We start from the raw sequence: 25,117 nt of genomic DNA, 5'->3' as shown, positions 1-25,117 counted from the left end.
TGTCGACAATCTGAAATCCTTTTCTGCATTTTTTATCGCTATACGTCTTGTTTTTCCTCGTGATAAAGGAAAATCCCACCCCGATTCAGGAAAAATCGTTGGGAAATAAACACAAAACATTTCTTCATCTTCCTGTTGTATGAATGCTGGATAAATTACTTTTCCGAAATTGATCACAGTGACACATCCTTTTCACTTTATTATAAGCAATTTGAAAAAAACTGGTTTTTCTAGGTCTATTTTTTCATGCTCTTTTTCAGTTTTTATTTCATGGGAGTTAATTAAACAACTACTCATTGAAATAGGTTATTACACTTTTGAATCATAAACTCAATATAGGCCAATGCATCTTTTCGTCTCTTGAAAACAGATTTGTAAAAAGACTTTTTGTTGCCATTCCGTAACCTCATAGACTCATTAATAATCTTATGCCATCTTTGAGGAACCACCCTTAATGCATATTCACCTGCCCCAACTTTCGATGTAATATCGTTTTGTTTAAATGTATAATAAAGACGAGAAACTCCCAAAACCCCCCACTCAACCATACGTAAACTAAATAATAAAACTATGGAACTGATGGAAGGAAACCTCTTACAATCGCTCCACCAACCAAGCCAATAAGTATTAAGATTATCTCTCATATTATTAATTAAGATATTCCAATCTACCGCATAGCAGACATCTTCAATTTTTTGTGTTATCCCAAATTTCTTTAATTGATAACCGTCTTTAGGAATATTCCCCATCTAATCTTCTCCCTTTTAACTTTTTATGCCTTATTATTCATCGTAATTATTAATATAAAAAGAGCTTTTATTATAACCTTACCTGAAACGACAGCTTGCATTTCTGTATATATTGCAAAAGATAAGCTGAAAAGCATGATCGCAATCAAAGGGAAGTAGCCAGTTAAATAAGTATTTTTCATCATAACTCTCTTCTTACAAAATGATATTCTCCCATTATGCTAAACTTTCCCTTTTCCCACAACAAAATCTCCCTATTTTTATCCAATTGGCCACACTATTTTTCCATATTTTTCATTTATAATGAATCTAAGAAAAAATAAAGAAATTATTAAATCCAAAAGCAAAGGCTTTGCCTGCTTTTATAATGTAGTCAAGGAGAGAAATTATGGAAAAACATAGAATTCTAATTGTTGAGGATGATATAGAGATTGCCGGGTTAATTATGAACCACTTAAAAGAACGCAGCTACAGAGTTACTTGGGCTTCAACCGGTACAGAGGGCTGGGAGGATTTTCAGTCCCAGTCATTTGACATGGCCATCATTGACCTGATGCTGCCCGAAATGGATGGGTTTACTCTTTGTAAAAACATTCGCTGGTCAAGCCCCATCCCTCTCCTTATATTAAGTGCCCGACATGAGGAGGATGATAAAATTAAAGGCTTAAAGCTTGGTGCAGACGATTATTTAACCAAGCCCTTCAGCCTCCGGGAACTGGAGGCCAGAATCGAATCCCAGCTCAGGAGATACGGCCGTTATCACAGCCAAGCTCAGCCCGCGGAAAAATGGACTTTTGCCCATGGACTGGAAATTTTCCCGGAGAAAAAAACAGCGGAGATAAATGGCGTGGAGGCTTGCCTCACTGTTAAAGAATTTGCCTTGCTGTGTTTGATGGCAAACAATCCGCATCGCACATTTTCAAAAAAGGAATTGTATGAACATATTTGGGAGCAGAACGATGTGGATGGAAACAACACCGTCACCGTCCATATAAAAAGCCTGAGGACAAAATTGAAGGACCCTTTAAAGACCCCTTACTTCATACAAACCGTATGGGGTAATGGATACCGTTTTGTCGGAGCTGCAAGCCATGAAAATTAATACATGGCTAATGGTATCCTATCTGATTGTTATGGCTTTGCCAGTTGCGGTTTTCATTTTTCTGCTGCATCTGATTCAATCCTTCGACAAGGAACGGGATATTGCGGACTATCTGGAGATCCAATCAAAAACAAATTACTACGAGGAAGTACTTGAAAATCCGATTTTATACGGCAATCCTGGTCCAGCCGGTGAACTTCAAACGGAGCTTAGCCGTCTGGAGTCCTTGTCCAGTCCTGATGTCAGTTTCTCTATATTTGACCGGGAGGGTAACAGGCTGTTTACGACGCATTCTGATACACTTGGTTCTTCTTCCACAGAGGAAGTCTTTCAGCATCTCTATGAGCTCCGGGCCAGCTATCAGACCTTTCAATACAAAGAACCTGTACTTTACAACAATCAAATTATCGGTTTCTATGAAATCATTTTCTCCCGAAACGAGTGGATTTCCGGGGTTGAGAAACGAAAAACCTGGGCAATAGCGCTCTTCGCCGCTGCCTTCCTTCTTATATATTGGATTGCCGTTAAACTTGTTGCTGTCAAAGTGGCCACCCCTTTGAAAGGCCTGATGGAGGAAATGAAGGCTTTTGCAGGCGGAGAACAGGAAGAATCAGCATTATCTCCTGATAGAAAGGATGAAATAGGTGCTTTGATCCGGCAGTTTAACGAAATGAAACAAGAGCTGCTAATAAAACAAAATCAAATCGAGAAAGAGCAAGAGCAAAAACAATTCATCGTTGCTTCTATTTCCCATGACATCAAAACTCCCCTGACAACCATTCGTGCAACGGCTGAAAATCTGTTCGGCAAAATGCAGCAAGAGAACAAAGGTCTCCGTTCCATTCTGGAGAAAGCAGATTTCATTCATGGAATGATAGACGATTTAAGTATGTATTCACTTTTAAAATCAAATGAAACGAAATTTTCACTGGTACAGGTGGAAGCGATGGAATTTTTCGAAATGCTGCTGTCCGGCTATGAAGAACTTGCTGAGGAACACAACTGCGAGCTGCATTTAACAGTTTCTGCTGAGGGTTCTTGCCTCCTGCATCCAAAACAGATGATGCGGGTAACAGACAACTTAATCAGCAATGCAGTCAGACATACCTTTTCTGATGGCATCATTAATGCGGGGGCCATTTCAGCCGGCTCTCCGATTCCAGAATGGTTATGTGAGGAGTATAGAAGGCATCCGATTTTCCAGCTGATGGACACTGTCTGGCTTGTTATCCAAAATGAGGGTTCTCCTATACCGGCAGAAGAAAAGGAAGCTATTTTCGAGCCTTTGTATCAGCTCGATCCATCGCGGACAAAAAAAGCAAACAGAGGGAGCGGCCTTGGCCTTTCGATTTCAAAAATGATTATCGAAAAACATGGCGGGCATATTGAAATTCTGTCAGGGGAAGGCTCACATACAGCAGTCGTTTGTGCCCTTCCCAAAGTTAAAGAAGGTGCAGCGTAATGGCCGGAAAAACTCATCCAAAAATAGTGATGGTATTTGCCCTGCTCTGGATCACCAGCGCTTGTTCCTTTACTCCAGCGCAATTGCCGGATAATTTTATTTACTCCATTCTGGAAAAGAACGAATCCGTTCTTTATCCTCGTTTTTATCAGGAGTCCGAAATAAGAACGTATGAGGACGGCAGACTCGCAGAAAAGAAAAAGGTGAAATGGTGGCGCGATTCTCTATCAAGGCGGGAAAGATGGGAAATAACAGCCGATGACCAAAAAGAAGTCACAATTATAAATGGTAATAGGATCGCAAATTGGAAGCAGGATGAAAAACTGATGGAGGTTAAAAAACTGTCCCCGTCCCAGTTAAAGCAGACTTTTCTGTTAAAGGAGCAAACTATTCAAGTTCTCGAACAATCAAGAACTACACATCGTCTTAAGCTCGTCGGAGAAGACTTTATCAATAATTTTCAGACGTATAAAATTTCGGCCATTCCTTTGGAGGGTATGGAAGATTCTCAGGAAAAAACAATGTGGATTGACCAGGAATCCTGGATGCTGGTGAAAGTCCGGGAAAAGACGAACGGGAAAACAACGGAAACTGAAGTAAATATGCTGGATTTGAATCCAAAATTGAAAGACAGCTTATTTTTTCTACGAGCAGCCAACACAGTACGTCCCAGCTATGAAAAAAATTTCTTTTCTGTTATGAGTTCTTTGAAAGAATTAAAGGAACTGCTCCCTGGATGCTATATTCCTGTAAATAAAAGACATTCTCTGTATTCAGTACGTAAAATGACGGATAACAGCCTCTTTACCATTATTTATACGAAGGATGGGCTAAAATCTGTTCAGCTTGAAATTAGCCCTGCAAATGAAGAGAAGAAGCCTTTTCTGCATAAATTCTCAGAAAGCGCAGCTAGTGTAGAACAGTTTGAGGGTTATACCTCCTACTCCTGGGGATTTAATAACCTGAAATATCAGTTGTATATTTACGGCAGCGAAGAACCAAATGCAAAAAAACTGCTTGAAGAATTTGAACCACTATAGAGGTGTGTAAATAATGAGATATATGTCAATATTTTTTGCGGTAATTGTATTTGCCGCAGGATGTCTGCTGCAATCGCCGGTTTTCGCGGCAGACGAAGGTACATCTGCCTTCGGTAACCAAATGGAGGATCAACTCCAAAAGACTGTTCATTATTATGACAGTGAATCTATGACCATTAAGGATTATATTACTGTGAAAGGCCATGTAGTCAAGGTTATTAAGGCCGATGATCCAGATACTGAAGCAAATGAGGAAACAATCGAGGAATATGATTCTAACCTTGCTATAGCCTACGTAGAATACCAGCAGGTCAGAGATTCGCTTTTCTACTTTACTAAAACTGAACTCCTTTTTTACGATATCGATAAAGACGAATTCCTGACATCCGGAAATGTATTAACCAATAAGGAAATTAAGGTATTTTTTGATAAATATGTAATGGAAATGGGCAAACATATGAATCGCTCATCAGAAATCCTGATTATCGTTTTACTGGCATTGGCATTCCTCATCCCATTTTTAATTATGCTGGTTAAAAGCGGGCCAAGGACATTACAGAATAGGCTGCAGGGAGTACATCAGCATACTGATTCTAAAACAAAACACACGTAACTATCATTATTCCCGAAACTATAGACATAAGGCCCCCTGGTGATTTTTGGATTAACAGATGCCTGAATTACGACTTAGAGTCAGCTCTAAGTCAAGTGGAATATAAAATACATATTGTTATGTAGAAGGAAGGCAAATAACTGCCAATTATTTGGCTTCCCTTCTTGCTTGGCCGAATAATCTAACTTTGGATGCTGGATTTGGTTTGTCCTCGCCCGGTTTATTTTTCTTTGAACCAGATAAATCTTCCCACTTCTTTACCGCTGTCTCAAATTGGTGATTTGATAGCTGGTTAGAAGCTAATAATGCACAAAGCATAGCATATGCAATCGGTCTTGTGTCTACCTCCACACTTACGTGGGGGATTTTGTTCGTTTTTATATCATTTGGAAATCATGGCCCAATAACAGTTGATGTTCTATTAAACATTATATTTCGTATATGTGCTTTTCACTGTGGTCATTGAAGAATTCGTATAGTTTGTAACATAGAAATGCTACTATATATGATCTTTAAACGGAGCTGTAGGAAGTCTATTCACGACACCTAGAATATGCGGATTGAAATTCAATTGCATTTCCTACTGGGGCTGCTAATCCTGCCGTAGCTGCTTGACCACCTTTACCATTTGCTAAACAAGAACAATTGTTCTATAATATGGAAATAAGTAAATATGGAGGTGTAATTATGAGACTTAATCTAACGAAAGATTTAAGTGTAGAAAGTTTTAAAAATTTCTATTGGTTAAAAGAAGAATTACAATCTTTTTGTAGAGAAAATTTAATAAGTGCTTCTGGTTCTAAAATAGAGATTTCCAATAGGATTGAAACATTTCTTCGGATAGGGGAGATAAAAAGACCAACCAGAAAATCAAAAGTAAATAAGAAGATGGAACCTCAAGTAGATTTAAGTCTTGATACAGTCATTGCGGAAAACCATCGTTGTAGTCAAAATGTAAGAGCGTTTTTTAAGACAGTGATCCCTAAATTTCATTTTTCTACCTATATCCAAAACTATTTTAAAAACAATGTCGGAAAAACATATCGTGATGTAGTAGACGCTTGGTATGAGGAAGAAGAACGAAAGAAAGACCCTTCATACCAGAAAAACATTGCCCCTCAATTTGAATATAATCAATTCATTCGTGACTTTTTTAGTGACACGAAAAATCAAGGGAAAAGTCGTAAAGAAGCGATTGAATCCTGGAATAAAATCAAGAAACTTCCTGGAAGTAATAAATATACGTCTAATAATTAGTTAAGCACATCTCAACATTTCTACTGTGGTCTGATTTGACTTTCGATAGGCATAAACAAGCATTTGTTTGACACGTTCATCAAATGCTATTTGATTACCTATTTCAAGCCAACAGAACCAGTAGAGGTAATTATCCAAGTATTTTGTTGTCATCCCTTGAAAACGCTCCATCCAACCCTTCAAACGATGATGAAAGTTATTAACGTTTTGGATGTGGTATATCCCCTTATTTACACGCTGTTTTTTGCGTTCATTTACTTTTTCGTGCTGCAAGCCTTTTAGTTTGGCGAATTTTTTATAGTTAGTTGATATTTCTGTACATAACAAAGAAGACGGGTGTATATACTCACCTATCACAGTGTTAATTTCTTCGGCTTTTACACGACCTCTTCCTGCTTTACGAGCAATCATATTACCAGTACGGTCCTGTGTGACTACAAAAGAGACTTTAAAGTTTGAAATTCCTCTCTTTTTGTCTTTTTCTCTACGTTTTTTGGCTTTTCCATGAGTGATTTCACGACCTTTACTAACGAAAGAGGATTTCATCGCTCTCAACGATACCTTGTAGTTGATTAAAACCAAGACTTCCTAATGCGTTCAAGATTTTGTGTCTCCAATAGAATGCAGTAGAAATATGAATGTTTAAGCGTTCAGCGATTTTTGGTAGAGTATAACCTTCCACCATTAATTCAATGTATTTTACCCTTTTTCAGGGTAGCGAGAGCCTGAAAATGGTGTGTTAGTCATATCATTGAAGGATTTTCCACAATCTTTGCATAGGCATCGTTGTCTTGAATGATATTTACCATTCCGTTTTACTGATGTGCTTCCGCAATGAACACAGCCTAAACCAGAAGTAAATCGGGCTACACGAATACTTTTGAGTAGTTTAGTAATCTTATCTGGTTCATCTGGAAACAAATCATTTCATAGCATTAAATAACGCCATTTGCTCTGATTTGGTGGCTTGGTCCGGAGTTTTAAGTAGTTTGAAGTCAGCACGTAGGAGTTGCTTTTGTTGGAAAAGGAGATTAATTTACCCTTTTGACAAATAAACCTAAGTGGCAGAACTTGTCCTATCTTCATAAATAGTAACTCAACCCAAGAAAGGAGGGCTCCTTATGTCTTAAAAAAACGGAAAAAACACAAAAAAAAGAGATTATAGTGATCTGTAAAAAGTGTAAATTTAAGAACTAAAAATTATACAAGGTAAGGTAAGATCTTATCTTGGTTCGCATAATGTATTTTATGCTGCTGTACCTTTAAAAAATAATACACAATGTTTCGTATAATGGTCCGAAACCGAAAATAAAGCCAGCAAAAAACACTGTTGACTTACAATTATTTCAATTAACAAACTCCTGAATTATTCTTTTTCCTTCCTCTTTTTTTTCAGTAAAATGTCCATTTGTATACTCACTTATTACGTTCCTCCAAAATAATTGTGCTGGTTCATTTTTTTCCATTTGGAAAACTTCCCAATTCCCCTTGTATAAACGAAAAATATCTTTCGCCACTGATTTACCCAAACCATTTCTACGATACTTTTTCATAATGAAGAATTCAGCAATTGAAAAGTACGATTTACTTTCTGTTTTTATCCTTTTCACTAAGACAAAACCTGCGTAATTTTCGTTAAACCTAATTAAATATGGGAAATGATTAACATCTGTCCAATAATCGCTTAAAGGATAATCACCAAACCTCCCATTTTCTTCAACGTGAGCGTCAATAAATTCTGAAAAATCGTAGATGTAAAATTGAAATAAGTTCCTAAGTATTTCTTGATTTTCCAAACTCGCTTTAATAATTTCGTAGTTCAAATATAGCCCCCCTTTTTGGTATCTACTTTTATTCTATATTTAATCCTCCTTTGTGTTAATAAACTTTTTGGTCCGGATGTGACAGAAAAAAGCCAAAATGTGCTGTTGACTTTACCATACCTTATTCAACTAAGCACCCCGTTAGCACAATAAGAAAAGAACTTCTATTAGCTTGTTTAATGAAATAAGATAATCTGCTACTAGCAGCTGGTTTAGCTGAACATCAACACAAAATCCGTTATTATGTAAATCAAATAGTAAAACCACCATCAACTATTATAGATTCACCGTTTACATAAGAACTCAAATCTGAGGCTAAAAAAAGTGCTACCTTAGCAACATCTATTGGAGTACCTGCTCTACGAATTGGAATTCTGTTAAAGATATTTTTCTTCACCGATTCATCCTTAACCCAATTTAAAGGGGTTTCAATAAAACCAGGTAATATGCAATTTGATCTTATACCATCTGGACCATATTGAGAAGCAACGCTCTTAATAATAGCTTCTATTCCAGTTTTACTAACACCATATGGAACGGAATGATTTGCAGCCCATACTCTTCCTGATATAGAAGATGTCCCAATAATCGTACCGTATTTTTGTATTTTCATATAAGGAATAACCTCTCGGATTATTTTAAATGAACTAGTAAGGTTAGTGTTAAGAATCTCTTCCCAGAGATGGTCTTCCGTTTCCTCAATTTTTCCGATGTTAGGGTTAATTCCTGCGTTACTGAAGAGAATATCTATCCTACCAATCTTACTAATAATATCTGTTATCTCCTTTTTCACATCCTCTATTTCATTAATATCTATTTTAATACATTTAACATTTTGATTTAATTCGCAATCTTCGTTAACATTTTTATCGAATACAATAACTTTCGCTCCATGTTCTACAAAAAGCTTAGTGGTAGCTTCCCCAATTCCTGAATTTCCTCCTGTAATTAAAGCTACCTTATTTTCTAATAACACTTCCTATTCCTCCTTTAAATCTACCAAAAACAGTTAAATATATTTGTTCTAACTTAATTCAACTTAAATTCTCTAATAAACTTGAAATATCCTTTCTTTAACTCTGCCTCGTTAGAATTCCTGTAGAGCACTAATTATCATCTTTGAAAAAATAGGATCCCTCGGGGCTCAATTCTATAATTTCCCTTAAGATTTAGTTGGTGAACATAATGATACATAAGCTTTAGCGTGTACGTTGAATTCTCTTTCAGTTCTTTTAGTACTAAATCCCATTACTAATCGTTGCACTATTTTCAAATTGAACTCAGTTTGACATAATCTAACACCCCAATAATAAGATTTTTGTCAAACTATTAGAGTGCTGTTCAAAACAATAGTGTCTTTTTTATTTTCATATGCCGGTCAGTATACTATTTTTGAATTTTAAGATAGTGGTTTTACGCAGAAATTATGATATGTGGATCAACCTTTGTTATAGATACCATTCCTAATGCATCTATTACCTCTTGGATTCTCTCTATCCGATCTCTTCTGGATTTAATCCATTTGTCTCAAACAACATTTGTTTTTGACGTTTGATAAATTCTTGTTCTCGTTTAAGCTTCTGGACAGCTTCTTTATAAGCACTCCCAGTTTTAATCATAGAATTAACAACTCCTTTGCCTTAATTTCTTAATTATGGTTTAGTTAACGTTTTGTTAGTAAACAGAAACTGTACAACATCCCCCAAACTTCAATAGCAAAATCACTTGACGTATTGCTTTTTAAGCTGCCAGGCTTCTTTTTCCGAACAAAGTACAAAGTGTCCAGAATTAATTTCACGCATTTGCACGTCATCAGTTTCCGTATAGTTGTGAACACTTGGATTATATGAGACTCTTTTTCTTGCACGTTCACTTTCCGGATCCGGAAGGGGGATTGCTGACAGGAGTGATTGAGTATACGGATGCATAGGTCTCTCATATAATTCATCACTTGTCGTCAATTCAACCAGTTTACCGAAATACATAACTCCGATGCGATCACTAATGTACTTAACCATGGAAAGGTCATGGGCGATAAATAAATAAGTCAGCCCTTTTTCCTTTTGCAGCTGCTTCATCAGGTTAACTACCTGCGCCTGGATGGAGACGTCCAAGGCAGAAATCGGTTCATCGGCGATAATAAATTCAGGCTGTACGGCAAGAGCACGTGCAATCCCGATACGCTGGCGCTGTCCTCCGGAGAATTCATGTGGATAGCGGTTCGCATGTTCTCTATTTAATCCTACTGTTTCAAGAAGGCTATATACGCGTTCCATTCGTTCTTGAGGGGATTTGGCCAAGCCGTGAATATCTATCCCTTCTGCGATAACATCGGAAACTTTCATCCGCGGGTTCAATGATGCATATGGATCCTGGAATATCATTTGCATTTTCCGGTTAAATGCCTTTAACTCGCTTCTTGATTTCTTGCCATGAACGTTTTCTCCGTTAAAAATAACTTCCCCGTCTGCTGCGTTGTAAAGACGGATAATCGTGCGGCCAGTCGTTGATTTTCCACAGCCGGATTCACCAACCAAACCCAGGGTTTCCCCTTTGTAAATATCAAATGAGATATTGTCAACGGCCTTAACCATAGAAGGCTTCCCGACATTAAATATTGCTTCAGATTTTTGATTTCCAGCAGCTTTTCTCTTTGTGCCATACTATCTTACCTCCTTGGCTGCAGGGAACTGTCTTTGTCTTCTTTTGACAGCTTCAGGCGGCTCTACCTTTGGAGCATCCGGATGCAACAGCCATGTTGCAGCATAGTGTGTATCCGACACTTTAAACATTGGCGGCTGTTCTTCCAAATCAATTTGCATTGCATATTGATTTCTCGGTGCAAATGCATCATGAAATCTTCTATAACCCGCAGCACCCGTATACTTGGGGTTTAATAAGCTCAATTCCGAGCCTGGATGCCAGGGATGAGGAGCTTTATGCCATTCCGGGTACACCGCCAAATCTGCTGAATCCTCCGAAGGGTCGGAATACCACTGGACCAAATAGACAAAGGGATACAGACTCTGTCCAGTGCATGGAATTGATATCAATTGTTCGATTACACTTTAAGATTTATTAAATAAAGTACCATATATAGATATGATCCCCCTTTAGCAGACAGACAAAAGAGAGCAAAATAATCTGTCGACTATGAGAGGGGATTTTTTTCTGGGTGAAAAAGGAAAACATGCGAGGTCACTTTCAACACAAGAGTTATAATTACAGGATGGTATTATACGGAATATAAAACAATCGCCAAGGAATTGGGGATAAGTCATAAAATGCTGAGAAGTTGGGTGAAACAGTTTTTAGCGCTAGAAAGTTAAAAGGACTTAATGAAACTGAAAAAAAAAGCGCAACCACCAATTCTTTTATACTTTAATTGCTGAGACACAAGTATAGAAAGAATGGGGTTGCGGGAGCCACCACTATTCATGGAATACTGATAGAAATGATATATTTGACAACATATAGAACCAATTTGCAAGCATCTACTTTAACTTAACAGGGTTGCTGCATCAGACATAACGGTCAGTATTACTCTAAATTTATCTTAACCTGCATTTTTTTCATCAGATCGAGTTTTGGCATCTTATTCGTAACAATTTTTACTTTGTCATCTTTACTAATTGGCTGGAACTCTTGAACATAAGTGTTTTGCTTAATGCGTTCTGGATATGCTTTCGAATCCATAGTTAAATCTTTACCTGAACCGTCTTCTAACCATACACGATTATGAGCTAGACGACCATCGTAAGGAAATTCACTATACACCTGGAAATACACCAAAGTTTTATCTTCATGATATTTCACGTCTGTAACCTTAATCTTTCCCATTTCCCCTTGGTTCAGTGTAATTGGCAAATTACTCAATTCCAAAGGTTTAAACAGTTTTTCTGGCATTTCATTATATAGCGGTAGAATGAACGGGCTCACTGTCAAGGTGGACGTTTTGTCTTCTATTGGTAAATATACATACTCCATGTGTGTAACATCTTTCCCGTTCTTCTTCTCTCCAGTTCCCGATTCATCTATTTGGGTGAGGGCCTCTCCTCGATCATTTAGTAATTGAAATTGGATCCGACTTTGACTATCAAATAAGGGATTTTTGCCATTCGTTAAAGACAAGTCGACAGATAGTTTGATTCCAGCAGGCCCTATTTTTACTGATTTAACAGTAAATTGAGTTTCTTTCAATATCTTTGTTTCCTTTAAGCTAATAGTTTTAATATTTTTTGATTTTTTTACAGGAACTTCAAAATTCCAATTCCCTCGTACGTTTCCTATTTGATTTATCCCTATACTTAGGTCAAATGAGTCGGGTAATTCTTTTACAGGTTTTATACTAATCAATCCTGCATATCGGCCATCTGACATGCTTCTCCCGGTTCTGCCATCAGCAAAGTTGATTTTTTTACCATTAACTTTAAGATTTAATTCACCTAATGCATCTGAAGAATCTTGAGTATAACCAATTGTGAGGCGAGTTCCATCAAAAAAGATCTCATCAATAGTCAAGCTAATGTTATTATCGTTAACGGTTTTACCTATCTTATCGGTCAACCCTTTTTCATCGACTTTTTTAAGCCCAACGTCTCCAATCAGATTAAAAACAGTACCAAATATGGGTATATTGGATAATGTATTTGCCATAGCCGGCGAAACCATTCCTAATCCAACCGTTAGTAAAATTGCTGCCGTTGCTGTTCCTATTAAAGGAAATAACTTCTTCCTGTGATTAACACGCTTCCCCTTCCCCCGTTTCATTGCCATTTCGATTGTTTTATTCAACTTTTCGTTTGGTACTTTTATTTCTTCTATAGCTTTTATTATTTCAGGGAATTCTTTATTCATTAAAGCAATCCTCCTTATATTCTATCTTCAGTTTATTTATGGCCCTATGCAAGTTCGTTTTCACAGTACCCTCAGGACACTCTAATAACCCTGCAATTTGTTTAACTGTTAAATCTTTATAATATCGAAGGATTATTACCGTTTTGTATTTCTCCTCTAAGCTCTCGATGGCTTGCAGTAAAACCAGCTTGTCTTCAGGGTTGACTGACTTAGGTGATTCCATTCGTTCTAACGAATGTTGGTCAATAGGAAAAACTTTATTATTCTTTCTCAAAAAATCCATCGCAGTGTTTATTAAAATCCGTGTAAGCCAAGTATGAAAATAAGAAGGCTGTTTCAATGTATTAATCGATATGTAGGCTTTATACACAGTTTCTTGAACAATGTCCAGAGCGTCACTTTCGTTTTTTACATACAAATAGGCGATACGATATAGTTTCGTATTTTCTGTATTTATCACTTCTAGAAATGCTTGGTCATCCCCTTTTTGAGCTTTTTTTACTGTTTTAATTATAGACATTTAGAGTCTCCTTTCCCGTTTACATCTGTTAGACCGATTACTCCACCAGACCGTTTCAAATTCACCAATATTTTATTTTGTGTATCTGTGACCTGGTAATGGTAAATGGATACCTTATTCATCAGCAAAATTTATTCTTTTCAATTGCTGGCAGTTAATCTTAACCATCTAAATATCATAGTGGAAATTTACTTTTCATGCATAAGACCAATTTATTCAGTAAAGTAAGCTACAGAAGTGGCACCACTGTTCCCATACTAAAGCTCCAATATTCTAGAACAATGCAAAATTTAGCCGTTATCCCTTACCTGACATCGATTAAGGAAGTGGAAAAATCCTCTAAATAAAGATAATTTCACACTATTTAACAAATTAAGAAAATAACCCTCTACACATTTGTCTGCAAATTACAAACAAATCTTAATTTCCTTATGCTCAACAATACTTTTAAAAAACTGGCGGATATATGTGCATAAAAAAAGAACTATCCGAATAAGGGTAGTTCCTTTGCTAGTATTTTGCTTTGTACTAATTTAAATAGAATGAATGGATTCCCACTCAGTCCGTAAAATTCCCATAACAATAATATCGTAGCGTTTTCCGTCCCGATATACCACCGATCTCTTTCTTCCTTCCTGCAGAAAACCAACCCGTTCGTACGCTTTAATACCACCTTGGTTATACTCAATAACTTCCAAACCGACTCGATCTAAATTTAATTCATGAAAGGCATAACGGAGAATTAGCTTCAACGCATCCGAGCCATAACCTATATTACGATAAGTAGAATCAACAATTCCAATTGCCATAAGACCTGTCCGATTATTCCACTCGATGCTATGAATTGTAACAAATCCGATTAAACGGTCACCATCAATTGTTCTCAATCGGAAATAAACCTCGTTCGAGTCCATTTTCCCTTCTGTAGACAATAGTTCTTTATTTTTAGGAAAGGCAATTTCTGTATCTACATTACGTAGATATTCAGCATCTTCGCCCCATTTAACCATAATTTCAGCGTCTTCATCCCTAACATTTGAAAGTTTTACCTTATCACCCAAAAATAGATTAGTATTCATTGTTGTCATTTGAATCTCCTTAATGTGTTTATTATTAAAACTAACCGTCATCCAAAAGCCTTATCCGCAAGCAATACCACATGGTGTTCTTGTGCTCTATATACGCCTATCACTCTTCTTCAACTTGTTTATTCTCAGTCCCGGCTTACCGGTTAGGATGAATTCAGAAAAAGGGAAAATAATTCTGACAGTATCCTTCTTAACTGAATCCAAATTGTTTTGATTGCAACTGAAGAGGCATAAACCTCTCTTGACTGGATTTTGCTACTGTTTCAAGTTTGTGCCTTTCATTTTAATCTTCAGCAAAAAATGAAGACTTTTACGTTTGTCATCTTCAGCTGTGTATTTCTTTAACGCCTATTATATTATCTGCCTATTATCTGGATAATGAATTCTTCTAAATACGTGATATCTGTTAATGCTTTGTTACACTTTTCGGTATCGATGCACATTAGATTCCCATAAGCTACATAGTTATCAGACGACTTGAACCTTTTTGCTTTGGAGATGGCAGTGACTATAGCTACAGGTCCTTTTTGATGGCATAGGGTGCATATATTCTGCTTCGACAGCATAGTGATGTTGCATTGTAAACCCACTAATTTGTTGCTAAGATTATAAATAATATATCGGTTTCCTGTACCTATGTCATTCCAGCTCACAAAAGTAAAATCTGAATTATTAATATTAGATAGATCTGGAATTTTAAGCCTTTTCGCTTTTGGAAAGAGCTTTTTTATATCATGAATGGAAAGACTCGGGAACCCCTTCTTAAAAGTTGATAATTCATTCTCATAATCTCTTAATTCCTGCTCAGTATTAAGAGACTCTAGTTTATTTAACAGTTGTAGTTGCTCAGGATTAAGCCCCATAAAAAGACCAAGTATTTTTGTTAACGCGCCTAATTTTACAACATTAAATACTTTTGTGTCTGAGGTGCTTTTTAATGTTTTACAGATACCGTCTATCTCATTTTTCATAAAATTATATTGATAATTTTCAATGAATCCTATGTTCATATTTTCTCCTACATATGCATAAAGTCTCGTTGATTAAGATTACCATTTCTTCTTTGAAATATTAATATACAGAATACAAATAAATTTGAGGGCAGATTTTTTTTCGCAGGTGGATCTTTATAAAATTAATGTACTGTAACAATTGTTTTTTTGCTAGTGAAAAAAGTTTATCCGACAGGTATTCCTTGGTTGGATATCACCGAAACTAATCTGTCACGTTTCATTAATATAGGTTTTTTTAGGCAGGTCGTAAACCGTGACTTTGGGTATACCAAAGCTCTCCAATACGTAGAATAGATGACTTCATATTTTGGCACGGTTATTTATTACATGTTGCATTAAAGATTTATAGAATCTACTATTAAAAAGTAGTATAATCTAAAATCCCCTCTTTTTGTTTTCTTATTTAAAAATTCAAAAACAGCCCGCTAAATGCTAGCTAGAAAATAATCATGTTTGACAATTTTAGGTGATAAGGTGAAAAAAGGAAAGTAATCTTTAATAGCAGAAAGGTTAGGTTAAGGGTGAAAGAATCAAAAATTTTTATTGCAGCGTTTTTATCTTCATTAGGAAGTTCCATGTATTTTGTAATAGTCGCATGGATGTTATATGAAATGACATCTGATGCAAAATATACTGGATTAATGGTAGGACTGGGTTTTTTACCGGGAATTTTTATGAACATGATATTTGGGATATGGGTGGACAGAGCTAATCGTAAGAGGTTATCTATTATTGCAAATACAGTAATTACAGTGTCGATGGCAATTTTAACTGTATCCCTTTATTTAGATATAATGAAACCCTGGCTTATTATAACAGTCCATATGAGTGTCCAGACCTTTTCCTCTCTTTTTAGGACTGCTCAACAAGCTTTTATTACTGAGGTTTTTGATAAAAAGCACATTCCTCGTATTTTTAGCCATAATGGCTCTGCTGTAGCCATCGGAGGCTTATTAGGCACTAGCCTTGGTGGGTTTGCCATTTCATACATTTCAGCAAGCAATGTAATATTTTCTATTACTGCTACTTATGTGATAGTTGGTTTATTTCTTAGTTCAATTAAATATGATTCACAATTTACTATTAAAGAAAAAGGAATAGTATCACTTGCCCATGACTTGTTAGATAGCTTTCGTTATATTCATCGCAATCCCATAATGTACGGATTACTTGGAATAATGTTTGTCGGACAGCTTGTTGTTCATACGACAGCAGGGATGCTCTCTGTTTATACTAGTTCTCATCTAAACGGTAGTAGCACATTGTACGGGATACTCGAAAGTGCAGCATCAATAGGTGCAATAATAGCTGGATTAACAGCAACCTTGTATCTGGCAAAAAGCAAATACATGGTAGCTGCAGGTGCACTTAGTCTCACTGCAATTGGAATATTGGGAATGGCTTTGACTAAAAACACCTACCTTGCTTTTTCCTTTATTATGCTTATCGGAATCGGAACAACGTGGGTCCGTGTGTTAATGCAATCCATACAGCAGGTTGCCACTGAACCTGAATTTTATGGAAGAATGGCTGCAACAAGACAAACTATTAACCAAGCATCAGTTGCTATAGGGGCTCCGCTTTTAGGATTTATTGCTGACCATTCAGGAATACAGATGGCGTATATTGCGTTATTAGTACCAGTTGGTATTTTGCTCTTCTTTAGCCAGTTATTATCAAGAAATCGGAAATTTCAACTTCTTATGAACTCAATCATACCTATTAAAGAAAGCCCAAAACCAACAGAAGCAGCTTGATTTATAAATGTCCATTAGACTATGATATTTGGTCTCTTAAGTAAACTCAAGTGGCAATGAAAAAAAGGGTTCATATTTTGGAAAGATTGGACTGGACTGGATAAAAATAGTTTTGCAGCACATAGTTTGCTTAGTGGTGTATCTACTAGTGCTGCGATGATAGGAATGACCGATATTGCTATTATGAAACAGACCGGACACAAAACACGAGAAATGGTGGATAGATATGTCAGACGAGACTTCGATATAAAAACAATGCCAGGCAGCATTTTAAAAAACCTATAAAATGTTATATTTTTTTTATAGTAGAAACTCGGAATTCTTTTGAAAAAATATGGTTACCACTTCACATGTCAAGAGTGTATGTGGCAACACACAGTTGCTGGTAAGGTAAGAAAAACAATTTTCTGAAATATAATTATCATTTCTTTTATCACTATAAATCCTATAAAAACTATTTAAACTAGCCTTTTCTGATATATTCCCATAAGAATATGAACACTGTCATATAGTGAGTCGACTTAAGATTCTAACTTAGATAAGATCAATTAATAGCCGGTAAACTCAGTGTCTTTCTTTCTAAATATATTAATGTGATCATCCTTTTCTTATGTAATAGTAAAACTGATAATAAGTCGTTAGTCTCTTCATTCAATGTAATCACGAAAAAAGCACTTGAATGGCCAAGGGATTCCCTTCCATCAAGCACTTGATGATATTTACATATTGCCCATTATTAACAAGCAGGTAAAATACTTCCGTTACCCTACCACTTAAGATTAATGTAGCATGCTTCTATTATTTTATTTCCTCAAATTTATGGAATCTGGGGTATTCCAGAATCCAATTGTCTTCTTAGAACCTGGGGCTACACGGCTTACATACCATTTGTCATCCTTTTTTACTACTCCAACTAGTGCAATATCGCTACCCAATGAGCCGGTGGAATCAACAAGATCTAACTGCACTTTAAATTCAACTTCTTTTTCGCTAATTGTCTTTTTTTCGATAATGATATATTTCTCTACCCATGGACTTGAACTATAATATGGAAAGTCTGCGAAAAATCGGTGCATTATATGGCTAGTTTTACAGCATTCTTTCCATGTAAGAACGTATCTTGCATTTTCTTTGGTAAAGCGCTGCTTCATGGATGGCTAACGGGCAGAAAAGCATAATTAACAGACAAAGGAAATTTAATGGTTTCTGTGGAATATACTTCATATAATTAAAGATATAGGAGTTAATTTTATGGCTAAAGATAAGCTGTATTTATTTGCAGGTATCTTGTTTTATATAAGTTCACTTAGTTTTTTACTCAGTGCAACATTGTTTGACAACAGTAAGGTTTTGGGATATGTATTGTTTTTAGTATTATTTTCACTTGGAACGCTCTTTACAATCCTCTACACAAAGAAAAAAACGTTATCCAAAAAGAATTAAATTTACTCAACTAATATTTGAATAAACGCATAAATTGCCACCTAACGAGGTGGCTATTTACTTGGTCCTAAAATCAAAAACAAGAGCCTTGAAAAAAAGAGACTATCAACAGAAAGTCTAAAGGACTATAAACTTAAATTTTTCTTTTTAGGTTTATAATTGTCTCCTATTTTTTTAACTATTGGAGTACCAATAATAGTTGGTAATAGCCATACTATTAAAGAAGGTACCTCCTGAAGTAAAGGAATTTTGGATTGATTAACAACGAGTACTGCGGTAATAACACCTATGTATGACCCTAGCATACCACCTATATGGCTACCCAACCAGTTTTTCCACTTGAATTTTCGTGCTAAATATCCAAATAAAGCTAAACCGTATGAAAAAAGAGCAATATAAAATAAATAAGCACTCTCATTCCAATGCCAGATTGCCATCACAATCGCAGTGAGAAATATTATAAAATATGAATAATGATAAATTTCTCCGTATTTAGTGTGGTTTCCTTGTTTCTTTTTAGACCTAATAGCTACTAAGCCAGTTATTAAACATACAGTTCCAGCTAATATATGAATAACTAAGAACAATAAAAACAAGTCCATCTTATCACCCCCTTATTACTAAATATTACCACAATTGCAGTGCTAATGAATTAATATTCAATAATAAAAATATCTCAAGCGAATAGTAAAAACGCAGCTATAAACATTTGAAACGCTTCTAAGGGGAAGTATCCATTTTCAGTAAATCTTTTAAAATTGTTGATTTGTTCATCATCGAAATATATTTCAGTTCTTGATAAAACATGCTTCTTCAGAAACTTAATTAGCAGGACACGCTCTTTGTTGAGTTTGATTCTTCTTCCAGATTCATATAAAGCTATATTTTCATCGACATAATTCTGAGAAATCATAATAGATCACTTGGACTGTATTTCGTTTTCTTTTTATCCTCTGGATCATTACCTAGCAGCTTATTGGAGCCATATGATTTTTTCAATACTCAATAAAGAGGCGTTAAATTTTGTTACGTTCTCCGATAAGAGGATGGGCTTTTCGAAACTTTTGCTTTCCGTTTTCTGTACCAACCGATTCGCCTTATTTGCTAATGATGTTATTTATTCGTCTGAACGACTTGACCAAATCAATATACCTATCTACTTTATCCACCTGGACAAAATTATTAGTATCAATCCTGGCCATTAGCTGCTCTTTATGTTCAAAATTAAAATCTAACATTGACAATTTTGCCAAATACTTAAAATTATGGTATTGGTCGGAAACTCTTGATCATGAAGAAAGAATTTCCTCAAGGTTTCAGACTTGCACTCAGGCAAACGAGGTAAAGGGAAATCAGGCAGCCGTTTTAAAACTGCCCCCAACCATTGCATTATCGTTAGTTCTTCTTTTAAAACATTAATATGTTATTAGACCTAATTACATATTAAGACCGACTCGTAAAAATCTGCAAAAATACCATATACTACAAAAAGAGATAACCATTAACGGAAAATGGATTAAGGATCTATACATATGCCCATTAGACTAGCATTATAAAATTTCTCTTCTATGAGAAATTCACGGGTTACAACGCCTTCTTTTTTAAAACCTAACTTTTCGTATAGCTTTATGGCAGGTATGTTATCTTCACGTACTTTTAGATTTATTTTTCTTACTTCCTCTGTTGTCCTTGCCCAGGATAACAGATATTCCATCATTTTTTTGCCTATTGCCATACCCCAATATTGCTTTTGTACACTAACGCCAAACTCACCAACGTGGGAATTTCTTGATCGTTTCCCTGCCCTAAAAGTAAGATTCCCGACAATTTCTCCATCAATTTCAGCAATTAAGAATAACTCGTTGTCGGCATGAGAGAATTCCCTAATAATCCTTTCCTGCTGTTGAATATTTGAACGATATTCCCCCTTGCCAAAAGTTAAATTGTCACTTTCTCCGGCCACCGCATTTACATATTCGATGTATTTTTCAGCATCTTTTGGTGTACCTGGACGGATAGTCAATATTTTTTCGTTTCCGAATGCCAAAGACTTATCTTTGGGAGTCAAACTGCAAGTGATAATTTTTAATGGCTGTTTGTTCATTTTGTTTACCCTTCCTAATGTCAAAAACTTAATTATTTCTAAAAGGATTAATTATTTTGTATTTTGATATTCATAAATTATCCTTTTATTTGTTCGGCCATTAAAAGATCTATCAATTTTGGCAAAGTCATTTCCCCGAGGTTACCATCTTTGCGTTTTCTTACAGCCACAGACCCGTTTTCCATTTCTTTATTGCCGACTAAAATCATATAAGGAGCCTTTTGTACTTCAGCCTCTCTAATCTTTAAACCGATTTTTTCAACTCTGTCATCGATTTCAACCCGGAATCTAGCCTCTTCTAAATCTAGATTTATTTGATTGGCATATTGTAAATGAGCTTCTGAAATAGGCAGTATTTTTACTTGGACTGGAGAAAGCCATAATGGAAAATCCCCTGCAAAGTGTTCAATTAAGATGGCCATAAAGCGTTCGATAGAACCATAAATTGCTCTATGAATCATAATTGGGCGATGCAGTTTGTTATCTTCACCTATATAAGAACAATTAAACTTTTCCGGCATTTGAAAATCCAGCTGGACTGTGCCGCATTGCCAGCTTCGTCCGAGTGAGTCGAGGATGTGAAAATCAATCTTTGGTCCATAGAAAGCTCCATCTCCGTGATTGACCTGATAATTCAATTCTTTGTGCTTTAGTACACTTTCAAGGGCATTCTCCGCCTTATCCCACATTTCAACTTCACCCATAAAATCCTCCGGACGAGTAGAAAGTTCAACCTTGTAATTTAAAACCAAATTTCGAGTAAAAATCATGGATAAGGTCCAGGATTTTATCTAATTCGGATTCGATTTGCTCTTCCCGAACAAATAAATGTGCATCGTCCTGAGTAAAAGCACGAACTCTTAAAAGGCCATTTAAGGAGCCGGATAATTCGTGGCGATGGACCAAACCAAGTTCTGCAAAACGAATAGGGAGTTCGCGGTAACTCCGCCGCTTACTATTAAAAACAAGAACAGCACCTGGGCAGCTCATCGGTTTGATCGCATAATTTTGCTGATCGACATTTGAGAAATACATATTTTCGTGATAATGCTGCCAATGGCCTGATTGTTCCCACAGCTCTTGTTTCATCATAATCGGTGTTTTTATTTCTTGATAACCAGCTTTTTGGTGCTTCTGTTTCCATAGGCTTTCAAGCTCGTTTCGTAATGCCATTCCTTTTGGCAGGAAAAAAGGCATTCCAGGTGCTTCTTCCATTGAGATAAATAATTCTAATTGCTGACCTAACTGACGGTGGTTTCTTTGTTCTGCTTCCATTTCATTTGACATGATTCTTCCTCCTAATTTTTAATGAAAATAAAAAGACCGCACTTATCCCAGTAAAAGGGACGTGTGCGGTCGTGGTTCCACCCTAATTCCGTAACATACCGAAAAAAGGTATATTTACGCTTAAATAGATAACGGGTCTCCCGATTATGGATACTAAGGCTTGCTTTTCCCCACAATAGCTTCAAGGCGGTAAGTCAATTCTTTTTTCTTCAGGGCTTTCAGCCAATGACCCTGTTCTCTGTTAAGAATAATGTAAAATGACCCATGTCCTTTTCATAGCAATTACTATTTACTTTTTTTTTAAAAAAAGACCGCACTCATCCCAATAACAGGGACGTGTGCGGTCGTGGTTCCACCCTAATTCCTTAACATACGAAAAGGCATATTTACGCTTAAACAGATAACGGTTCTCCCGATTATGGATACTAAGGCTTGCTTTTCCCCACAATAGCTCCAAGGTGGTAAGTCAAACCTTTTTTCTTCAGGGCTTTCAGCCAGCGACCCTGTTCTCTGAAAAAGAAAAATTCAAGAATGACCCATGTCCTTATCACGGCAATACTATTAATTTTTTAAAATAAAAAAGACCGCACTCATCCCAATAAAGGGACGTGTGCGGTCGTGGTTCCACCCTAATTCCGTAACGTACCGAAAAGGTATATTACGCTTAAACAGATAACGGGTCTCCCGATTATGGATACTAAGCATTGCTTTTCCCCACAATAGCTCCAATAAAATTCTTTATTACCCTATGAAAATAAACGACAGTAATTCTAACATGGGGGTTTTCGGCAAATAGGGTTGGGAGTAGTCTTATACCGAACCTCATTATTGATTTCAAATTAATCTCTCGTAACCTACAATTAGGCTATTTATGGCCTGTTCCAAGTTGACCATTTTCTTCAGCTTCTTAGAAGCGAAACCAAAATCACATGTAAAGACAATTTTTTTGTCTTTTAGGATTACAGTGTCATGTCATAGCACCCACCCTTCTACTGTTTTTCGATCGACTTTGAGAATGGAAGCAAGTTCTCCTTAGAGTGATCATCCCAGTATGAGATTTGGTGCTTGTATATCCAAGTTTCTTTAATTTCTGGCTTAAGGCTACACTCATTATTTTAATCGTTAGAATTGATCCCTTTAAGCATTAAAATCGACTGAAGATTCATAAAAAATTAATTCCCGTTTTGAACGAAACCCTATTCTAGATCTAATCATTCAAACAAGGACCTTGATGAATGTAGAATTGATAGCTGAGGGTGTAGAAACAACCGAACAATGTTTTAACGAAAGTTAAAAGGATAAACTATTATGCTTTTCCCTCATTGCAAATTTCACGCCCGTCAACAGCAATAGAGAAGTGTCTAAAAACTCCTTCTATTGCATGGAACTGGTAATAAATTCAATTATTATGGCAAAAACACCGAGAAATATGGTTATTAAAGTGGAACCGAATACCAACCTGCTATAAACTGAAACACTTTTTTCAGTTTGATCTAAATTACGATAAGCGAAATAAATTACCACGCCTAAAAGAATTGAGCCAACCCAAATAGTTAGTCCTATTTTTGAATTTAACTTTTCCCAATCGGAAATCCAAAAGTAAAAAATGAAAAAATCAACGGCAACCAAAGGCACTGAGATTATTGTTAATAGTTTTTTTAACATTATCACACCTCCCAGAGTGACTATACCATTCTTCCTTGCAGTTTGAAATGCGTATTCTGGGACCAATTAAACAATTCCGGTACTAGATATTGAACTTATTGTTCTTGGTTAAGTAGACAGTTGTTTTCTTTGAAAATTAGGAAAAGATGTTTAAGTTTCTCATTAAAAAAGTATAAATAAAGAGTTGAAAATATTTACAAGTATGTATATTTACATCGCTGGAGGAATATCAAAGAAACCACTTACAGTGCCAGCAACTTCCTAATTCATACAAGAAAGCTAGTAATGGACTTCTTGACACAGCTTTTACGAAGAGACATTCCCGTTTCCAAATATAAACCCCAGACTATTGCCCAGAAATAACTTCTCGACTTCTAAGAAAAATTTGCCTCCAAATACTTCGCTAGTGTTAAATCCATAATTCTGAAGGTATGTCGCTTTTTCATGTCATCCCGTAGTATTAACATGTTTCTATCTCACCTTTAATACACTTTGGTATTTGCTTTTGTACTCTCTACACTTTAATTTTGACTTAAGATATTCCAAGATTGAATCGTAAAATCAGAATAATCAAACTATCGTTGTATTCTTCATGGGTCAAAAGTTTATTAAGAGTACAATTTTTCAGTTATTTGCTTCTGATCTTCAAACTTGGACTTTTGTCTCAGTATCTATAGAAATTCGGTAGTGTATCTGTTAAATTTATACAGTAACACCTATTCTTATAATGTTGATAAGGAGTGCATTTATGGCCAGAACACTAGAAAACTATCAAGAAAACATTATTTTGGAAGCAAGAAAAGGATTTCCTATTTTAATCTCTGGGGCAATTGTCTTTTTACTTTTTACTCTCATTCCTTTTGTTTTTCCAATAGAGACTGTTTATTTAATTTGGATTTTTGGTTTGTGCGTCATTTTTCCGTTTGGGATCATTTTAAGTAAAATGCTGGGTATCAATATCTTAGCAACAGGCAACCCTTTAGGTAACTTAGGTGGTCTTGTAGCGGCCCCACAAGCTTTCTTTATACCAGTATTTATAATTGTATATATGCATATTCCCACATACTTACCTTTTACAATTGGGCTCCTTGGAGGATCTCACTTTCTTCCCTACATGTGGATATATAAAAGCAAAGCTTATTTATTTGTAACTTTAGGGATTTGTCTTTCCTCTTTTATAATTGGTGGTTATTTTATTGAACTGGCATTTACTCTTCTACCACTAGTTATTTGTATTGTATTCACTATAAGCGTGTTAATAATTTTCAAAGAACTTAGAGCTTATTAAACTTAAATTAAATCACCTATAATGGTGATTTCAGACTGTAGACAAACTC

General features: G+C 35.9%; 21 protein-coding genes and 6 pseudogenes. 9 read left to right on the top strand and 18 right to left on the bottom strand.

All coding sequences use genetic code 11. The features are described from left to right. Window positions 1-293: 293 nt before the first annotated feature. Window positions 294-749 carry an aminoglycoside adenylyltransferase domain-containing protein gene (locus tag CVD28_RS22720; protein WP_101596986.1) on the bottom strand — a complete coding sequence of 152 codons (456 nt, stop codon included), beginning with the start codon at window positions 747-749 and terminating at the stop codon, window positions 294-296. Between the two features lie 89 nt (window positions 750-838). After that, a pseudogene (locus CVD28_RS28960) lies at window positions 839-931 on the bottom strand (hypothetical protein); the annotation flags it as partial. Window positions 932-1,137: 206 nt separating this feature from the next. On the opposite strand from CVD28_RS28960, the gene CVD28_RS22715 reads away from it, so the two are divergent. The 5 genes from CVD28_RS22715 to CVD28_RS22695 all read left to right on the top strand — a co-directional run bounded on the left by CVD28_RS22715 (window position 1,138) and on the right by CVD28_RS22695 (window position 6,223). Continuing rightward, window positions 1,138-1,851 carry a response regulator transcription factor gene (locus CVD28_RS22715; RefSeq protein ID WP_101596985.1) on the top strand — a complete coding sequence of 238 codons (714 nt, stop codon included), beginning with the start codon at window positions 1,138-1,140 and terminating at the stop codon, window positions 1,849-1,851. Continuing rightward, window positions 1,841-3,313 (top strand): HAMP domain-containing sensor histidine kinase, encoded by a 1,473-nt coding sequence (locus CVD28_RS22710; protein WP_180954281.1) that lies wholly within the window; start codon window positions 1,841-1,843, stop codon window positions 3,311-3,313. Before CVD28_RS22715 ends, CVD28_RS22710 begins: the two co-directional genes overlap by 11 nt. Continuing rightward, on the top strand, window positions 3,313-4,353 hold the full coding sequence (locus tag CVD28_RS22705; RefSeq protein ID WP_101596983.1) for a LolA family protein: 1,041 nt from the start codon (window positions 3,313-3,315) through the stop codon (window positions 4,351-4,353). The genes CVD28_RS22710 and CVD28_RS22705 overlap by 1 nt, the downstream gene beginning before the upstream one ends. Window positions 4,354-4,366: 13 nt before the next feature. Further along, window positions 4,367-4,966, top strand: a complete 600-nt coding sequence (locus CVD28_RS22700) for a hypothetical protein (RefSeq protein WP_101596982.1) — start codon at window positions 4,367-4,369, stop codon at window positions 4,964-4,966. A gap of 687 nt (window positions 4,967-5,653) precedes the next feature. Then, window positions 5,654-6,223: a DUF6434 domain-containing protein gene (locus CVD28_RS22695; RefSeq protein ID WP_101596981.1), complete on the top strand. Its 570-nt coding sequence runs from the start codon at window positions 5,654-5,656 to the stop codon at window positions 6,221-6,223. On the opposite strand, the pseudogene CVD28_RS22690 reads toward CVD28_RS22695, so the two are convergent. The 6 genes and pseudogenes from CVD28_RS22690 to CVD28_RS22670 form a co-directional block, all read right to left on the bottom strand. After that, window positions 6,224-7,172 (bottom strand): annotated as a pseudogene (locus CVD28_RS22690) (IS1595 family transposase). Window positions 7,173-7,569: 397 nt separating this feature from the next. Continuing rightward, window positions 7,570-8,046 (bottom strand): GNAT family N-acetyltransferase, encoded by a 477-nt coding sequence (locus CVD28_RS22685; RefSeq protein WP_101596980.1) that lies wholly within the window; start codon window positions 8,044-8,046, stop codon window positions 7,570-7,572. 250 nt (window positions 8,047-8,296) lie between these two features. Then, window positions 8,297-9,022, bottom strand: coding sequence for an SDR family NAD(P)-dependent oxidoreductase (locus tag CVD28_RS22680; RefSeq protein ID WP_101596978.1), 726 nt, complete (start codon window positions 9,020-9,022; stop codon window positions 8,297-8,299). 517 nt (window positions 9,023-9,539) lie between these two features. Further along, entirely contained in the window at window positions 9,540-9,665 is a 126-nt protein-coding gene (locus CVD28_RS28955) for a hypothetical protein (RefSeq protein WP_257985958.1), read from the bottom strand. Window positions 9,666-9,767: 102 nt separating this feature from the next. Further along, window positions 9,768-10,708: pseudogene (locus CVD28_RS22675) on the bottom strand (ABC transporter ATP-binding protein). A gap of 1 nt (window position 10,709) precedes the next feature. Then, a pseudogene (locus CVD28_RS22670) lies at window positions 10,710-10,901 on the bottom strand (ABC transporter ATP-binding protein); the annotation flags it as partial. Between CVD28_RS22670 and CVD28_RS28950 the strand changes: the two are divergent. Then, window positions 10,901-11,032, top strand: a pseudogene (locus CVD28_RS28950) (oligopeptide/dipeptide ABC transporter ATP-binding protein); the annotation flags it as partial. The pseudogenes CVD28_RS22670 and CVD28_RS28950 sit on opposite strands and share 1 nt — an antisense overlap. A gap of 554 nt (window positions 11,033-11,586) precedes the next feature. On the opposite strand, the gene CVD28_RS22660 reads toward CVD28_RS28950, so the two are convergent. The 4 genes from CVD28_RS22660 to CVD28_RS22645 form a co-directional block, all read right to left on the bottom strand. Beyond that, on the bottom strand, window positions 11,587-12,903 hold the full coding sequence (locus tag CVD28_RS22660) for a DUF4179 domain-containing protein (protein WP_101596976.1): 1,317 nt from the start codon (window positions 12,901-12,903) through the stop codon (window positions 11,587-11,589). Further along, window positions 12,896-13,423 carry a sigma-70 family RNA polymerase sigma factor gene (locus CVD28_RS22655; protein WP_101596974.1) on the bottom strand — a complete coding sequence of 176 codons (528 nt, stop codon included), beginning with the start codon at window positions 13,421-13,423 and terminating at the stop codon, window positions 12,896-12,898. The genes CVD28_RS22660 and CVD28_RS22655 overlap by 8 nt, the downstream gene beginning before the upstream one ends. 533 nt (window positions 13,424-13,956) lie before the next feature. After that, window positions 13,957-14,511, bottom strand: coding sequence for a GNAT family N-acetyltransferase (locus CVD28_RS22650; RefSeq protein WP_101596972.1), 555 nt, complete (start codon window positions 14,509-14,511; stop codon window positions 13,957-13,959). Window positions 14,512-14,867: 356 nt separating this feature from the next. Next, complete coding sequence (locus CVD28_RS22645; RefSeq protein WP_101596970.1) at window positions 14,868-15,521, bottom strand: FusB/FusC family EF-G-binding protein; 654 nt, start codon at window positions 15,519-15,521, stop codon at window positions 14,868-14,870. Between the two features lie 524 nt (window positions 15,522-16,045). On the opposite strand from CVD28_RS22645, the gene CVD28_RS22640 reads away from it, so the two are divergent. Further along, on the top strand, window positions 16,046-17,281 hold the full coding sequence (locus CVD28_RS22640; protein WP_101596969.1) for an MFS transporter: 1,236 nt from the start codon (window positions 16,046-16,048) through the stop codon (window positions 17,279-17,281). 1,251 nt (window positions 17,282-18,532) lie between these two features. Beyond that, window positions 18,533-18,724: a hypothetical protein gene (locus CVD28_RS22630; RefSeq protein WP_101596965.1), complete on the top strand. Its 192-nt coding sequence runs from the start codon at window positions 18,533-18,535 to the stop codon at window positions 18,722-18,724. A 125-nt stretch (window positions 18,725-18,849) separates the two neighbouring features. Here the strand turns inward: CVD28_RS22630 and CVD28_RS22625 are convergent, their stop codons facing one another. The 6 genes and pseudogenes from CVD28_RS22625 to CVD28_RS22600 all read right to left on the bottom strand — a co-directional run bounded on the left by CVD28_RS22625 (window position 18,850) and on the right by CVD28_RS22600 (window position 23,780). Further along, on the bottom strand, window positions 18,850-19,326 hold the full coding sequence (locus CVD28_RS22625; protein WP_101596964.1) for a DUF2306 domain-containing protein: 477 nt from the start codon (window positions 19,324-19,326) through the stop codon (window positions 18,850-18,852). A gap of 371 nt (window positions 19,327-19,697) precedes the next feature. Continuing rightward, window positions 19,698-19,962: pseudogene (locus CVD28_RS29140) on the bottom strand (terminase). 278 nt (window positions 19,963-20,240) lie between these two features. Then, window positions 20,241-20,828 (bottom strand): GNAT family N-acetyltransferase, encoded by a 588-nt coding sequence (locus CVD28_RS22610; RefSeq protein WP_101596959.1) that lies wholly within the window; start codon window positions 20,826-20,828, stop codon window positions 20,241-20,243. Window positions 20,829-20,905: 77 nt separating this feature from the next. Next, complete coding sequence (locus CVD28_RS28945; protein WP_257985957.1) at window positions 20,906-21,532, bottom strand: His/Gly/Thr/Pro-type tRNA ligase C-terminal domain-containing protein; 627 nt, start codon at window positions 21,530-21,532, stop codon at window positions 20,906-20,908. 25 nt (window positions 21,533-21,557) lie between these two features. Further along, window positions 21,558-22,115 (bottom strand): aminoacyl--tRNA ligase-related protein, encoded by a 558-nt coding sequence (locus CVD28_RS28940; RefSeq protein WP_257985956.1) that lies wholly within the window; start codon window positions 22,113-22,115, stop codon window positions 21,558-21,560. A gap of 1,374 nt (window positions 22,116-23,489) precedes the next feature. Continuing rightward, on the bottom strand, window positions 23,490-23,780 hold the full coding sequence (locus CVD28_RS22600; RefSeq protein ID WP_101596956.1) for a hypothetical protein: 291 nt from the start codon (window positions 23,778-23,780) through the stop codon (window positions 23,490-23,492). Between the two features lie 748 nt (window positions 23,781-24,528). On the opposite strand from CVD28_RS22600, the gene CVD28_RS22595 reads away from it, so the two are divergent. Further along, a complete protein-coding gene (locus CVD28_RS22595; protein ID WP_101596954.1) occupies window positions 24,529-25,068 on the top strand; it encodes a DUF7010 family protein in 540 nt (179 codons plus the stop codon). Window positions 25,069-25,117 lie beyond the last annotated feature (49 nt).

It is taken from the genome of Bacillus sp. M6-12 (assembly GCF_002860285.1).
GTDB lineage: Bacteria > Bacillota > Bacilli > Bacillales > DSM-1321 > Peribacillus.
The sequence above is the reverse complement of the archived record's forward strand: the minus strand, read 5'-3'. Positions and strand labels throughout refer to the sequence as shown.

Excerpts from the sequence above, each read along its gene's own strand:
- CVD28_RS22650 (WP_101596972.1), bottom strand. The coding sequence starts at position 14,511 with ATGACAACAATGAATACTAATCTATTTTTGGGTGATAAGGTAAAACTT.
- CVD28_RS22630 (WP_101596965.1), top strand. The coding sequence starts at position 18,533 with ATGGCTAAAGATAAGCTGTATTTATTTGCAGGTATCTTGTTTTATATA.
- CVD28_RS22700 (WP_101596982.1), top strand. The coding sequence starts at position 4,367 with ATGAGATATATGTCAATATTTTTTGCGGTAATTGTATTTGCCGCAGGA.
- CVD28_RS28955 (WP_257985958.1), bottom strand. The coding sequence starts at position 9,665 with ATGATTAAAACTGGGAGTGCTTATAAAGAAGCTGTCCAGAAGCTTAAA.
- CVD28_RS22610 (WP_101596959.1), bottom strand. The coding sequence starts at position 20,828 with ATGAACAAACAGCCATTAAAAATTATCACTTGCAGTTTGACTCCCAAA.
- CVD28_RS22695 (WP_101596981.1), top strand. The coding sequence starts at position 5,654 with ATGAGACTTAATCTAACGAAAGATTTAAGTGTAGAAAGTTTTAAAAAT.
- CVD28_RS22720 (WP_101596986.1), bottom strand. The coding sequence starts at position 749 with ATGGGGAATATTCCTAAAGACGGTTATCAATTAAAGAAATTTGGGATA.
- CVD28_RS22660 (WP_101596976.1), bottom strand. The coding sequence starts at position 12,903 with ATGAATAAAGAATTCCCTGAAATAATAAAAGCTATAGAAGAAATAAAA.
- CVD28_RS22655 (WP_101596974.1), bottom strand. The coding sequence starts at position 13,423 with ATGTCTATAATTAAAACAGTAAAAAAAGCTCAAAAAGGGGATGACCAA.
- CVD28_RS22600 (WP_101596956.1), bottom strand. The coding sequence starts at position 23,780 with ATGTTAAAAAAACTATTAACAATAATCTCAGTGCCTTTGGTTGCCGTT.
- CVD28_RS28940 (WP_257985956.1), bottom strand. The coding sequence starts at position 22,115 with ATGTCAAATGAAATGGAAGCAGAACAAAGAAACCACCGTCAGTTAGGT.
- CVD28_RS22705 (WP_101596983.1), top strand. The coding sequence starts at position 3,313 with ATGGCCGGAAAAACTCATCCAAAAATAGTGATGGTATTTGCCCTGCTC.
- CVD28_RS28945 (WP_257985957.1), bottom strand. The coding sequence starts at position 21,532 with ATGGGTGAAGTTGAAATGTGGGATAAGGCGGAGAATGCCCTTGAAAGT.
- CVD28_RS22715 (WP_101596985.1), top strand. The coding sequence starts at position 1,138 with ATGGAAAAACATAGAATTCTAATTGTTGAGGATGATATAGAGATTGCC.
- CVD28_RS22645 (WP_101596970.1), bottom strand. The coding sequence starts at position 15,521 with ATGAACATAGGATTCATTGAAAATTATCAATATAATTTTATGAAAAAT.
- CVD28_RS22710 (WP_180954281.1), top strand. The coding sequence starts at position 1,841 with ATGAAAATTAATACATGGCTAATGGTATCCTATCTGATTGTTATGGCT.
- CVD28_RS22595 (WP_101596954.1), top strand. The coding sequence starts at position 24,529 with ATGGCCAGAACACTAGAAAACTATCAAGAAAACATTATTTTGGAAGCA.
- CVD28_RS22625 (WP_101596964.1), bottom strand. The coding sequence starts at position 19,326 with ATGGACTTGTTTTTATTGTTCTTAGTTATTCATATATTAGCTGGAACT.